Genomic DNA, 13794 nt, shown 5'->3' with positions numbered 1-13794 from the left:
CCGGGTGAGTGGGGCGACCGTCGGCCTGTGGGGTCAGCCGCGCTCGGTCGCGGTCACGGCGTGGCGGCCGGTCCGCGGCGGTCGCCGACCGGGCTGGCGAAGCCGCGCCGGTGCGTGGGGTGGGAGGCGAGCGCGTCCGGGGTCACGACCGCGCCGTCGCCGGCGGCAGAGGCGTAGATCGCCGCCACGAGCTCGAACGACCGCGCGGGCTGGTCGCCGACCGCGGGGAGGGGGCCGCCGGCGCGCAGCGCGTCGAAGACGTCGCGGATGAGCACGTCGTGGCTGCTGGGCTCCTCGGCGTCGGGGAGCGCCCAGTCGCGGGCCTGGTCTTCGAAGCCGGGGGCCGGAGTGATGCGCCAGTTCTCGTGCCCGTGTCCGTACAGGTGGTCGACGGTGATCGTCGCGCGCTGCGTATCGATGCGGATCGAGCTGGTCTCGCGGGGTGACACGGCACTCGTGACGACCGAGGCGATCGCGCCGTTCGCGAACGCGACGGTCGCGGTCGAGGCATCCTCGGTCTGCGTCTCTCGATCGAGGCGCCAGAGCCGCGCCTGCACGCTCTCCCACTCTCCGAGGAGGAAGGCCAGCAGATCGATCTGGTGGATGGCGTGGCCCAGTGTCGGGCCCCCGCCCTCGGTCTCCCACTTGCCGCGCCACGGCACCGCGAAGTACGCGGGATCGCGGAACCACAGCGTCTGGCACTGGGCGATGAGCGGGCGCCCGAAGGCGCCGTCGTCGAGCAGGTGCTTGACGTGCGCGGCGGCGGTGCCCGTGCGCTGCTGGAACACCACGACGAGCTCGCGCCCCGCCGAGGATGCCGCGGCGCGCATCTCGTCGAGCTCTTCGAGGCTCGGCGCCGGCGGCTTCTCGACGATGACGTGCGCGCCGGCGGCCGATGCCGCGACGGCCTGGTCGCGGTGGGCCACCGGGGGAGTGCAGACGTGCACGACGTCGGGGTGCTCCGCCTCGAGCAGGCTGTCGAGGTCCTCGTACACCGTGGGACCGCCGAACTTGTCCGCGAAGGCCGACGCGGACTCGCGGGAGAGATCGCTGACCGCGACGAGCTGCGCATTCGGATACGCCGCGATGGCCTGAGCGTGGGCGTGGGCGATCGCTCCGGTTCCGACGATCGCGCAGCGGAGGGTGTCGGTCACGGTGGCTCCTTCAACGGGTGGGAACGGATGCCGCGTCGCGCGGCATCCGCCATCTCCAGGGTAGGCGGTCGAATCGGAAAGCGCTATCCCACTCGCGCTTCCCGGCGGACTGGAACCCTCAGCGGGCGAGGCCGGACTGCGTCGCGTGGAGATGGGCGTAGCGGCCGCCCGCGGCGAGCAGCTCGTCGTGGGCGCCGATCTCGACGACTTCGCCGTGCTCCAGCACGACGATGCGGTCGGCCTGGCGGATGGTCGACAGGCGGTGCGCCACGACGAGGGTCGTACGGCCTCTCATCAGGCGGTTGAGCGCCTCTTTGACGAGCTCCTCCGACTCGGGGTCGAGCGCCGACGTCGCCTCGTCGAGGAGGAGGATCCGAGGATCGCGCACGAGCGCCCGCGCGATGGCGAGCCGCTGCCGCTGCCCGCCCGAGAGCCGCGCGCCGCGCTCGCCGACGACGGTGTCCCAGTTCTCGGGCAGACGGTCGACGAACTCGGCGGCGTTGGCGTCGCGCAGCGCCGCGCGGAGCCTCTCGTCCGACACGTCGTCGAGGCCGTAGGCGATGTTCTCGCGGATCGTGCCCTCGAACAGCACCGACTCCTGCGGCACCACCGACACCGACTGGCGCACCGTGCGGAGGTCGAGGTCCTGCATGTCGGCGCCGTCCAGCAGGATGCGTCCGGACGTCGGGCGCACGAAGCCGAGCACGAGGTTGAGCATCGTCGACTTGCCCGAGCCCGACGAGCCCACGAAGGCCACGGTCTCGCCGGGCGGGATGTCGAGCGAGACGTCGTGGACGGCATCCCGGTCGGCGCCGTCGTAGCGGTGTGACACGTGCCGCAGCTCGAGGTGGCCGCCCACCCGGGCGACCGCGCTCTTGCCCTCGTTCTGCTCGAGGTCGGGCTCCTGCAGCACCTCCGAGATCGACCGCATCGACTCGAGCCCGCGCGCGCCGACCGGGATGAGCATCAGCAGCGCCGTCAGTCCCGACGTGAGCAGCGTGAAGTACGACGACAGCAGCACGACCTCGCCCGGCGTGATGGGGAGGATGCCGGTGAGCGCGAAGATCGCCGCGAGCACGAGGCATCCGAGTCCCAGGAGCTGCATCGCGACCCACGAGATCGACGCGACGTGCCCGTTGAGCATGTCGAGGTCGAGGCCCGCGCGCCGCACGCCGTCGGCGCCGGCCTGAACCCGCGAGACGGCGGTGCGCTCGAGGCCGTGGGCGCGGGTGACCGGGATGAGCGACGCCATCTCGCCGACACGGGCGGCGAACCCCTCGACCTCGCGGCGGAACACCTCGTTGCGCGCCCGCGAACGGCGGCTGAGGGCGGCGCGCAGCCCCAGGGCGATGGGCACCGCGAGGGCGTAGACGGGCAGGAACTGCGGCACCGCGATCGCCGTCATGACGATCGCGCCGATGAGCACCATGGTCGCCGACAGCAGCGGGTGCGTCACCTGCTGCAGCATGAGCTCGACGTTCTCGACGTCGCGCACGACCTTGGTCTGCACGATCGAGGAGCTCACCCGCGTGTGGTACCCGATCGACAGGCTCTGCAGCCGCGCGGCGAGGGCGTTGCGGAGGTCGGCGCCGGTGTCGCGCACCACCGTCATGAAGTTGCGGGTGTAGACGATGTGCATGGGGTAGTTCTGCACGAGGAGCACCGCCGCCACGCTGAACCAGATCAGCACCGTCGACACCTCGCCGCCGGTCGCGACGAGGTCGATGATCTGCGCGGTCACCACCGGCAGGAACCACAGCGGGATCTCCTTGCAGGCGAACGCGAGGATCGCGATCGTCATGCGGCCCGGACGCCGCGCGAGCAGGCGCAGCACCGATCGCCCGGGTCGAGGGCCCTGGGCGATGGAGATCGTGCGGATGGCGCCGGTAAACGCTTTCTGCGTCATGATGCAATGGTACCGAGGATGCCGCGACCAGCGGCCGGAAGGGCCGGAGATGACGTACCACCTGGCAGGCGACTCGACGGTCGCACCCGCGAAACCCGAGGAGCTGCCCATGACGGGGTGGGGCTCGTACATCGAGCCCGTCGTCGAGGCGCCGGTGCGCAACCTGGCCTACGGCGGGGCCACCACCGCGTCCTTCCTCGCCGACGGATCGTGGGCGCGCCTCGTCGACGGCGTCGAGCCCGGCGACACCGTCGTCATCCAGTTCGGGCACAACGACCAGAAGCTGCCCGAGCTCGCCGCGCGCGCCGGCTACACCGCGAACCTGCGCGGCATGGTCGACGACGTCCGCGGCCGGGGCGCCGTCGCCGTGCTGTGCACGTCCGTCGAGCGGCGGTGGTTCGAGGGCGACCGGGTGACTCCCACGCACGGCGACTACCCCAACGCCGTGCGGGACGTGGCGCACGACCTCGACGTGCCGCTCATCGACCTGACGGTGTTCACCACGTGGCTCTACGAAGACCTCGGGGCCGAGGCATCCGCCGCTCTCCTCTCGCATTTCGCGCCGGGTGAGCATCCGCTGTGGCCAGACGGGCTCGCCGACGACACGCACTTTCGCGAAGAGGGCGCGCGCCGCATCGCGGCTTACGTGGGGCGTTCGCTGCGCGCCATCGAGCGGCGGGACGGCGATGGGCCCGCGCGAGGCTCGCAGCTCGTCAGCTGACGGCTGCGCCGCGGGTCGATTCCCGCACGACGAGCTCGGGCTGGTACACCACGTTGCCGAGCTCGGCGCCGGCTGTTCCGGCGATGCGGGCCAGCAGGATCTCGGCCGCGGTGCGGCCCATCTCCCGCGCGGGCTGGCGTACCGAGGTGAGCGGCACGGCGGCGATCGCCGCGAACTCGATGTCGTCGTAGCCCACGACGGCGACATCCTCGGGGACGCGCACACCGTGCGATATGAGGCCGTGCACGAGGCCGATCGCGAGATGGTCGTTCGACGTGACGATGCCGTCGGGCCGGTCGGCGGGGGAGCGGGTGGCGAGCTCCGCGCCGTAGGCGAGGCCGGCCGCGGACGTGGTGCGCGCCGTCCAGATCGGCTCGATGGACGCGCCCGGCTGCGCCGTCACGGCGAGTCGCGCGCCCTGCAGGCGTTCGCGCACCTGACGGACGTCCTCGCGGGCGCCCACGAACGCCAGCCGGCGGCGACCCGCGTCGAGCAGGTGCTGTGCGGCGAGCCGGCCGCCGGCGATGTCGTCGAAGGAGACGGAGGGCAGCTCGCCGGTGTCGTCGACGGCGTCGACCATGACGACCGGGATGCCGCGGCCGCGCAGTCGGTCCAGCCACGGCGCGAGCGGACCGAACGGGCTCACCAGGGCGCCCTCGACCTGCACGCGCTCGAACAGCTCGAGGTGGTCGCGCTCCTTGGCGGCGTCGTCGCCGGAGTTGCCGACGAGCACACGCAGGCCGGCGGCGGAGGCGGCGTCCTCGGCGCCGGCGACCATGTCGGCGAAGAACGGGTTGGCGATGTTGATGACGGTCATGCCGAGGAGGCCCGATCGTCCCGCGCGCAGCTGCTGCGCGGCCTGCAGAGGCACGTAGCCGAGCTGGTCGGCCGCCGACCTGACGCGATGGATCAGCCGCTCGCTGACCATGTGCGGCCGGTTGAGCGCGTTCGAGACGGTGCTGATCGAGACGCCGGCGCGCTCGGCGACATCGCGGATGCCGACTCGCTTCATCTCGCCTGTTCCGTCTCTCTCACCCGGCGCCTGACCGGGGACGAACGCCCCCGCGCGTCCGATGCGACCATGGTAGGCGCTTTCCATAGGGTGGTCGCCGCGCCGGAGGCGATGGCGATCGTTACCTCGGCGTTACGGCCAGACATTTGACGAATCACGTGCTCGCGCCTACTCTTCAATCGAAGCGGTTCGAAATCGAAGCGGTTCGACAACGAACCTCGGATTCCGCCCCCTCGACGGAGCGGCAGCCACGTACACGAAGGAGTGACATGGGACGGCGTCATGCTCAGACGGCGGCGACCTCGGTGGTCCGGCCCCCGGTCACGGTCCGATGACCACCCAGGCGCAGGCGCAGACGGTCTTCCAGGAGGCGGCCGTCCACAACCTCGATCAGAACGCGAAGAAGCGCCGCGGCCGCCGGCTGCGGCCCGCAGGCAGCCGGACCTCGTTCACGCTGTTCCTCTGCATCGTCCCCTTCCTGGTCCTGGCGTTCCTGTTCTCGTACCTGCCGCTGTACGGCTGGATCTACTCGCTGTACGACTACAAGCCGGCGCTCGGGATCGAGGGCAGCGAGTTCGTCGGCCTGCAGTGGTTCCAGATGCTGGTGAGCTCGCCCACGCAGATGGCCCAGATCGGCCAGGTGCTGATGAACACCCTGGCGATCAGCTTCCTGGGGATCGCGACATCCGTCCTGCCGCTCTTCTTCGCGATCCTGCTCAACGAGATCAAGGCGCCCTGGTTCCGCAGCTCGGTGCAGACCCTCACAGCGCTGCCGAACTTCATCTCGTGGGTGCTCGTCTACATGATCGCCTTCTCGCTGTTCTCCAGCTCCGGGCTCGTGAACGACGTCCTCAACGACGCGGGCCTCATCACCACGCCGATCAAGTTCCTCGACAGCGACCAGAACGTCTGGATCACCATGACGCTCTGGAGCATCTGGAAGGGCCTCGGCTGGGGCGCGATCATCTACCTCGCCGCGATCGCCGGCATCGACCAGTCGCTGTACGAATCAGCCCGCATCGACGGGGCCGGGCGCTTCCAGCTGATGCGCTACATCACGCTCCCGCAGCTGATGCCCACCTACCTCGTGCTGCTGCTGCTGTCGATCGCCAACATCCTGAACAACGGGATGGAGCAGTACTACGTGTTCCAGAACGCGTTCAACAAGGAGTGGATCCAGGTGCTCGACCTGTACGTCTACAACATCGGCATGACGGGCAACAGCCTGTCGCTCGCCACCGCGATCGGCATGCTCAAGAGCCTCATCTCAGTCGCCCTCCTGCTCACCGTCAACGCGGTCTCCAAGCGCGTCCGCGGCGAATCGATCGTGTGAGGGGCCGGCCATGACGACGACGATGACCAAGACGCTCACCACCACCAAGCGCGGCGACACCTCGGCGCGCTACCGCGCCTCGGCCGGCGACATCCTGTTCCGCATCGGGAACTACACGCTGTTCCTGCTGTTCGCGCTCATCTGCGCCTACCCCTTCTACTACCTGATCATCAACTCGGTCAGCGCCAACGACGTCTCGGCGCTGGGCGACGTGCGCCTCTGGCCGGTCGGGTTCCACCTGTCGAACTACGGTCAGGTGTTCCAGCTGCCCGGGCTGCCGATGGCGGCCGTGGTCAGCGTCGGGCGCACCGTGATCGGCACGGTGCTCACCGTGCTGGCCTCCGCGTTCCTCGGGTTCATGTTCACGCAGACCCGCATGTGGGGACGCAAGTTCTGGTACCGCTTCCTCATCATCACGATGTACTTCAGCGCGGGTCTGATCCCGGTGTTCATCATCATGAAGACCCTGGGGCTGACCAACAACTTCTGGGTGTACGTGCTGCCGTTCGTGGTGCAGCCGTTCAACGTCATCCTCGCGAAGACCTACGTCGAGTCGATGCCGCGGGAGCTGCAGGAGGCCGCCGAGGTCGACGGCGCCAACATCCTGCAGGTGTTCTTCCGCGTGTACCTGCCGAACATGACGCCGATCCTCGCGACGATCGCGATCTTCAGCGCGGTCACGCAGTGGAACAGCTTCCAGGACACCCTGATCTACATCACCGATCAGAGCCTGTACACGCTGCAGTACCTGCTGTACATGTTCATCAACCAGGCGTCGAGTCTCGCCCAGGCCGCGCAGAACGCCGGCGGCAATCTCGGGCAGATCGCCGGGGTGGCGACCCAGCAGACGCCGACCTCGATACGCATGACCGTCTCGGTGCTGGTCGTGCTGCCCATCATCTTCATCTACCCCCTGTTCCAGCGCTTCTTCGTGAAGGGCATCATGCTGGGCGCCGTCAAGGGTTGACGGCGACCACGCACCACCAAGAAAGGAAAGCAATGAAGCTTCGAAAGAAGGTGTCCCTGGCACTCGTGGCGCTGCTCGCCGCGGGGTCGCTCGCCTCCTGCAGTGCGGGCGGTGCCGAGCAGGGCGCGATCGACGAGTTCCCCGAGAAGTGGGACGAGGAGATCACGATCGACGTGTTCGACGGTCTCGCGAATTACATGGGCATCCAGCAGGGCTGGTTCGCCAAGATCGTCGAAGACAAGTTCAACATGAAGCTGAACATCATCGCCCCGAACGTCGCGGGCGGCGGTGACACCCTCTACAACACCCGCGTCGCGGCCGGCGACCTGGGTGACCTGATCATCACCGACAAGGGCGAGAAGCTCGACGAGCTCATCGAGGGCGGTCTCGTTCAGGACTCGTCAAACTACTACGGCGCGATGGACAACGTCGCCGAGTTCGACGCGGCCGTCGAGAAGCTCAACGACGGGAAGGACGGCGTCTACGGCTTCCCGTCCTCGGTCTCGTCGCTCAAGCCCACCGAACCGTCGGAGGGCCTGAACCCCACGTTCGGCCCGTACGTGCGCTGGGACTACTACAAGGAGGCCGGCTACCCCCGGATCGGCACCCTCGAAGACCTCCTCCCGGTGCTCGCCGACATGCAGGCGGCCCACCCCACCGCCGACAACGGCCAGCCCACCTACGCCTTCTCGCTGTTCAAGGACTGGGACGGCAACATGATGGTCACGGCCAAGCAGCCCGCCTGCTTCTACGGCTACGACGAGATCGGCTTCGTGCTGGCCAAGGCCGACGGCTCGGACTACCAGAGCATCCTCGACCCCGACAGCGAGTACATGCGCAACCTGAAGCTGTACTTCGACGCCAACCAGCTGGGCCTGGTCGACCCCGAGTCGACGACGCAGAACTACGACACCCTGTTCTCGAAGTTCCAGAACGGGCAGGTGCTGTTCTCGTGGTGGCCGTGGCTCGGCCAGTCGGCGTACAACACCGAAGAGAACATGGCCGCGGGCAAGGGCTTCCAGATGGTGCCGCTCGAAGACCAGAACATCTTCTCGTACGGCGCCGAGGCGTACGGCGGCAAGCCCGTGTTCGCCATCGGCTCGAAGGCCGAGGACCCTGAGCGCATCGCGGCGTTCATCGACTGGCTGTACTCCGCCGAGGGCGCGTATGCCAACAGCAGCCAGACCGGCGCATCGGCCGGCCCCCAGGGTCTCACCTGGGACGTCAACGACGCCGGTGAGCCGGAGCTGACCGACTTCGGCAACCAGGTCTTCCTCGAGGGCGGTGCGACGGTTCCCGAGGAGTGGGGCGGCGGCGACTACGCCGACGGCGTCTCGGCCCTCAACCTGAGCGCTGTCCTCCCGATCGAGGTCGACACCGAGACCGGGCTGCCGTACAGCTACACGTTCTGGCCGACCTACCAGGCGTCGATCGCCAACCCCCTCACCGAGGACTGGTCGGGCAAGATGGGCGGCGCCACCTCCACGATGGAGTACCTGCAGACGAACGACCAGGTGCTCGTCGCCCCGGGTGCGAGCTACACCGCGCCGGCCGACAGCTCCGAGATCGAGACGCTCCGCAACCAGGTCAAGGAGATCATCAAGCAGCTCTCGTGGCAGATGGTCTTCGCCGACAGCGAGGCGCAGTTCGAGTCGCTCCGCGACGAGCTCATCGAGACCGCGAACGGCCTCGGCTACGAGCAGGTGCTCGAGTTCGACATGGACAACGCGAAGTCGCAGAACGACGCGCGCGTCGCCGTGGCGGAGGAGTTCGCCGGCTGACACCCGCACGACGCGAAGGGCTCGGGATGCAGCATCCCGGGCCCTTCGTCGTGCCCCGGGCGGCCGCATCCCGGGCCCTTTGTGTTTGCCGGGGGTGCGGCATCCGGAGCCCTTCGTCGTTGCCGGGGATACGGCATCCGTTTCCTTGGGACTTCTCTCATCCTCAGTTGAGGACGTGTGCCGAGATGAGGAGGTATCCGCGCGTATCGGTCTGCAATTCGGCACAGGTCCTCACCTGAGGACCGTGGGCCCCGGGCTCGCAAGCATCCTCGTCTGAGGATCCTTGCCGAGGTGAGGAGCGGTCCCCGATGAACCGTCCGCATCTCGGGTCCTGTCCTCAGATGAGGAGGGGTGAGTGACACGGATGCCGGGGCCCGTGCTTTGTCGAAGCCCAGCCTCCGGTGTCCCCATGCCGCGCACGCGCACGCTGATGCCCGACCGGGGTGCGCGTCGTCGAAGCCGGGGATTCCCGCCGACACCGGGGGCGAGGTCCTGGGTCTCACCGAGACTCCCTTGTCTCGGTGAGACAGGGGATTCGGGATCCGCGGAACGGCTGCGGCGCCCGGCGCCCGGCTGCGGCGCCCGACGCCCGGCTGCGGAGCCCGCCGTCGGCGGAGGGCCGAAGGAGGCGGTGTCAGGCGGCGTGGCGGGTGAAGACGCTGCGGAAGAGGAACGCGGTCGCGTAGGCGCCGACCGAGAAGCCGATCGTGCCGACGAGGATCGCCGCCGGCGGGAACAGGATCATGAGCGCGACAGCGGTCACCGGGATGATGAGCACGCCGAGCGTGCGGACGGGCTCCGCCGCGGGCAGCAGCAGCGCGTTCTTGAGCGTCTGGCGCACCGTGTTGTCGAAGAACGCGACCTGCGCCATCGCGTAGAGGAACGCGGCGAAGAGGTACACGGCGCCGATGACCGCGGCCACACCGGCCACGCCGGCGAAGAGCGCGGGGTGCGCGAACCAGAACACGCTCGAGAAGCCGAGCAGCGCCGCCGGCAGGAGCAGGCAGAGCATCAGGACGGTCGCCCGCGCGAAGTTCGCGCGGAACGCGGGGAAGAAGTCCTTCAGCGGCCGTCCGCTCTCGTCGTCGGAGTAGCGGATCGTGACCTCGTAGAGGGCGCTGGTGGCGGCGCCGATCGTCAAAATCGGCAGGCAGAGCAGGATGTACAGGAGGTTGAGCGCGACGAACGTGAGGAACGTGGAGAAGCCGCCGAGGGTGCGGCTGTCGGGGTCGATCCGCATGCGCGTCACCCGGCCCGGTTCGCGGTCACGGGGCGGTGGTGCTTCCGGTGAGGGCGGGCGGCAGCAGCCGCACCGCCGGCTTCGCGCCGTTCGCGAGGATCTCGCAGATCATGTCGGTCGCCGCCGCGCCGATGGCTTCCGCCGGCACGGCGATGCTGTCGGCGAGCCCGGACACCGAGCGGGCGACGTCGTCGGGGCACAGGGCGACCACGGCGAGGTCGTCGCCGCGCGTGTGACCGCGCTGCGCGATGGTCGTCGCGACGTGCGGCAGCGCGCCCTCGTTGTGCACGAAGAAGCCGGTGATGTCGGGGTTCTCGGCCATCACGGCCTCGACGGTAGCGACCGACTCGGCGCTGCTGGGGCACGCGTGCACGGTGCCGGTCACGCCGTTTGCCTCGCACGCCGCGAGGAAGCCGCGCGCCAGGCGGTCGGCATACGACGTGTGGCGGGACATGACCTCGGGGGGCGAGCCGATGAGGGCGACGCGCCGGTGCCCCAGTGCGACGAGACGGTCCACCGCCAGCCAGCCGGCGGCCTCGAAGTCGAAGTCGACGCAGGGGATCGCGCGACGGCCCTCCGGCAGGCCGATCAGGACGCTCGGATGCCCCAGCTGCGACAGCGTGTCGATGCGGGGGTCGTCGGACTCGACATCCATCACCAGCAGCGCGTCCACCATCGATCCCTTCGCCGCCCGCTGCAGCGCCTTGGCGTCGTCGCTCGCGAGCAGCAGGATGTCGTAGCCGTGCTTGCGCGCCTGCGTGACCACGCCGGTGACGATCTGCATCACGACGTGCACGTCGACGCCGGTGCGCAGCGGCGCCTGGAGTCCGATGACGTTCGTCGAGCGCGACGCCAGCGAGCGGGCGCCAGCGTGCGGGCTGAAGCCGAGGTTGTCGATGGCCTTCTCGACGCGGTCGCGCGTCTCCTGCGAGATGGCCCGCTTGCCGCTCATGACGTACGACACCGTCGAGATCGACACGCCCGCCGCCTGTGCGACGTCCGCGATCGTCACCATGAGGTTCCCCGTTCTGCTGCTTCGATCACCCGCGTGGTTCCGGGGGTGAGCTCAAATGTGCCGAGCGAACCGTCCGGCCCGTGCACCATCATTGTCGTCGGTTGCGCGCCTGCCCGAAGCCGAGCACGCACGAGTCGTCCGCCGGCCCACTCCACGTCGACCGACACGTCGCCGCGGGAGCGGATGCCGCGCACGGCGCCGTCGGGCCAGGCCGGCGGGAGCGCGGGCAGCAGCCGCAGCCGCACGCGGGCGGGGTCGATCTCCGGGCGGTTCGGGGCGGATTCCGTCCCTTGGGGCGGCGAATCCGCGCCCCGGGGGAGCGAATCCGCCCCGAACCCGGGAGCCTCGCGCCCCGCGGGCTCGTCGAAGGACTGCACCAGGGCCTCGGCGATCGCCGCGGTCACGCCCAGGTTGCCGTCGATCTGATACGGCGGGTGGGCGCTGAAGAGGTTCGGATAGAGCCCGCCGCGGTGCGCCCCGGACTCGCCGTCCGCGGGGCGCAGCGCCAGCCGCAGCTGGGTGTGCACGGCCGCGCCGTCGCCGAGACGCGCCTGCATGGCGGCGCGCCACGCGAGCGCCCAGCCCGTCGACTCGGCGCCTCGCAGGCGGATGGATGCGGATGCCGCATGCGCGAGTTCCGGCGTGGCCTCCGGCGTGATCTGCGCCAGCGGGAACAGGCCGATGAGGTGGGAGAGATGCCGGTGCTCGGGCTCGGCCTCGGTGCGCTCGCGATCCCACTCGAGCAGGTCCCCGCGCGCCGATGCCCGTGGCGTGGGCAGCATGCCGGTGCGCTCGCAGAGCAGCGCGATCCACGCCTCGTCGCCGGCCACCACCGGGCCGAGCACGTCGGCACCCGCGCGGCAGACGGCCGCCAGTTCCCGCAGCAGGGCGACATCCATCGTCGCCGAGACGGCGACACCGCGCTCGCGGCCGTCGGCATCGACGTAGTGGTTCTCGGGCGAGGTCGACGGGCTCGTCCAGGCGCGTTCGCCGTCGGTCTGGATCCACGACAGCGCGAACGCCGCGGCCGACGCGAGGACGGGCCACGCCTCCGCGCGGAGGAAGGCCCGATCGCGGCTGAACGAGTAGTGCTCCCACAGGTGCAGCGCGAGCCACACGCCACCCAGCGACCAGTTCGCCCAGGCGGGGTCGCCGCGTCCTGCGCCCACGGGTGCCGCGTGCGCCCAGGCATCCGAATTGTGGTGCGCCACCCAGCCGTCCGCGCAGTAGAGCTCGCGCGCGACCGCGGGGCCGGTGGTCTCGGAGAGGCGCCGCGTGAACCGCAGCAACGGCTCGTGGCACTCGGCGAGGCCGGTCGTCTCGGCGGGCCAGTACGCCATCTGGGTGTTGATGTTGAGGGTGTACGCGCTCGACCACGGGCCCGGAAGCTCGGCGTTCCACAGGCCCTGCAGGGTGATCGGGAGGCCTCCCGGCTGCGACGACGCGATCAGCAGGTAACGCCCGTAATGGAAGGCGAGCGCCGCGAGCGAAGGATCGTCGTGATCCTGCGCGCGTCGCACGCGCTCCGCGGTGTCGACGCTGTGGGCGCCGGGCGCAGCCGGAAGCTCCAGCGCGCACCGTTCGTAGAGCGCGCCGTGCGCGGCGCTGTGCGCGGCGAGCAGCTCGTTCGCGGCGGTGGCGACGTCACCGGAATCCGGGATGCCGCGGAGCAGGTCCTGCGCCCGCTGCCGCGCAGCGCGGTCATCGGCGGGCTCGCCGGGCAACGAGGGCGCGGTGGCCGTGGCGACGGCGAACAGCTGCGTCTCGGCGGCGGCGGTCGTGAGCACACCGTCGGTCACGTCGGCCGCGCCGAGCGACCGCACGACGATCGCGCCGCGGCGTCCGGCCGCGTCGTAGCGGATCGGCTCGGCCGGCTGCTCGTGCCCGGGTGCGACGTCGACCGGAAGCAGCCACTGCGTCACGAGGTCGCCGTCCATGTCCGCGGGAGCGGACGCCGCGCGCAGCAGCGAACCCACGTGGAGCCGCACCGTGATCGGCTCTTCGGCCGTGATCTCGTGCATGATCAGCCCGGTCGCCAGGTCCGCCCAGGTGCGGTGGGTCACCCCGTCGTAGCAATGCGTCGCGACGCCGGTCGTGAGGTCCAGGCGCCGCTCGAAGGTCCGGGGCGTTTCGTCTCGCTCGTTCCTCGCTCGCTCAACGACCGGGCCAACGCGGGGCGTTTCGTCTCGCTCGCGGTCCCGTTCCCGGTCGTTGAGCGAGGGAGCGCCAGCGACCGAGACGAAACGCCCCGAGCCCGCGCCACCTGGACCGACCACCTCGATGTCGATCCAGCCGAGCGGCAGGTAGGCCTGCACCCACGGCGTCTGCAGCCGCTGCAGGAGCGCCTCCGCAGTGCCGAGGTCGCCGGCGTCGATCGCCGCGCGAACGGCGGCGAGGCCCTCGGCGCCACGCGCGGTGACGCCCTCGAGCGGATCCGCCTCGGCATGCCCCGACCAGGCGGTGATGTCGTTCAGCCACAGCCGGTCGCCCCCGGCGAGTCCGGCGCACATCGCGCCGCGCAGGCCGTTGCCCACTGGGTACGCCTCGAGCCAGCGGGCTGCCGGCGCCGACGCGCGGAGCACGTGCAGAGCCTCCGAGCGGGCCGGCGGGGCCGCGTCATCGCGGCGCGTGGACATCGTCACAGCCTTAGTATATGTTCTCGGTG

At 70.1% G+C, this 13794-nt stretch carries 10 protein-coding genes; 4 read left to right on the top strand and 6 right to left on the bottom strand.

Going from position 1 to position 13794, the window contains the following annotated elements; genetic code table 11:
- Window positions 1-53: 53 nt before the first annotated feature.
- Complete coding sequence (locus ABG085_RS16660) at window positions 54-1154, bottom strand: Gfo/Idh/MocA family oxidoreductase (RefSeq protein ID WP_347976861.1); 1101 nt, start codon at window positions 1152-1154, stop codon at window positions 54-56.
- Between the two features lie 118 nt (window positions 1155-1272).
- On the bottom strand, window positions 1273-3060 hold the full coding sequence (locus tag ABG085_RS16655) for an ABC transporter ATP-binding protein (RefSeq protein WP_347976860.1): 1788 nt from the start codon (window positions 3058-3060) through the stop codon (window positions 1273-1275).
- 49 nt (window positions 3061-3109) lie between these two features.
- Between ABG085_RS16655 and ABG085_RS16650 the strand changes: the two genes are divergently transcribed.
- Window positions 3110-3781 (top strand): rhamnogalacturonan acetylesterase, encoded by a 672-nt coding sequence (locus ABG085_RS16650; RefSeq protein ID WP_347976859.1) that lies wholly within the window; start codon window positions 3110-3112, stop codon window positions 3779-3781.
- On the opposite strand, the gene ABG085_RS16645 is transcribed toward ABG085_RS16650, so the two are convergent.
- The gene (locus tag ABG085_RS16645; RefSeq protein WP_347976858.1) at window positions 3774-4793 is read right to left on the bottom strand and encodes a LacI family DNA-binding transcriptional regulator; all 1020 of its coding nucleotides are present in this window, start codon (window positions 4791-4793) and stop codon (window positions 3774-3776) included. The two genes, ABG085_RS16650 and ABG085_RS16645, sit on opposite strands and share 8 nt — an antisense overlap.
- A 331-nt stretch (window positions 4794-5124) precedes the next feature.
- Between ABG085_RS16645 and ABG085_RS16640 the strand changes: the two genes are divergently transcribed.
- From ABG085_RS16640 to ABG085_RS16630, 3 genes are read left to right on the top strand one after another with little or no spacing between them, the layout of a single operon-like run.
- Window positions 5125-6126, top strand: coding sequence for an ABC transporter permease subunit (locus ABG085_RS16640; RefSeq protein WP_347976857.1), 1002 nt, complete (start codon window positions 5125-5127; stop codon window positions 6124-6126).
- 10 nt (window positions 6127-6136) lie between these two features.
- Window positions 6137-7093 (top strand): carbohydrate ABC transporter permease, encoded by a 957-nt coding sequence (locus ABG085_RS16635; RefSeq protein ID WP_347976856.1) that lies wholly within the window; start codon window positions 6137-6139, stop codon window positions 7091-7093.
- Window positions 7094-7125: 32 nt separating this feature from the next.
- Window positions 7126-8874 (top strand): ABC transporter substrate-binding protein, encoded by a 1749-nt coding sequence (locus ABG085_RS16630; RefSeq protein ID WP_347976855.1) that lies wholly within the window; start codon window positions 7126-7128, stop codon window positions 8872-8874.
- 634 nt (window positions 8875-9508) lie between these two features.
- On the opposite strand, the gene ABG085_RS16625 is transcribed toward ABG085_RS16630, so the two are convergent.
- From ABG085_RS16625 to ABG085_RS16615, 3 genes are read right to left on the bottom strand one after another with little or no spacing between them, the layout of a single operon-like run.
- Complete coding sequence (locus ABG085_RS16625) at window positions 9509-10114, bottom strand: DUF624 domain-containing protein (RefSeq protein ID WP_347979228.1); 606 nt, start codon at window positions 10112-10114, stop codon at window positions 9509-9511.
- A 25-nt stretch (window positions 10115-10139) separates the two neighbouring features.
- Window positions 10140-11129, bottom strand: coding sequence for a LacI family DNA-binding transcriptional regulator (locus ABG085_RS16620; protein ID WP_347976854.1), 990 nt, complete (start codon window positions 11127-11129; stop codon window positions 10140-10142).
- Complete coding sequence (locus ABG085_RS16615) at window positions 11123-13765, bottom strand: glycoside hydrolase N-terminal domain-containing protein (RefSeq protein ID WP_347979227.1); 2643 nt, start codon at window positions 13763-13765, stop codon at window positions 11123-11125. Before ABG085_RS16615 ends, ABG085_RS16620 begins: the two co-directional genes overlap by 7 nt.
- Window positions 13766-13794 lie beyond the last annotated feature (29 nt).

Source organism: Microbacterium sp. ProA8, from assembly GCF_039905635.1.
GTDB classification, from domain to species: domain Bacteria; phylum Actinomycetota; class Actinomycetes; order Actinomycetales; family Microbacteriaceae; genus Microbacterium; species Microbacterium chionoecetis.
The sequence above is the reverse complement of the archived record's forward strand: the minus strand, read 5'-3'. Positions and strand labels throughout refer to the sequence as shown.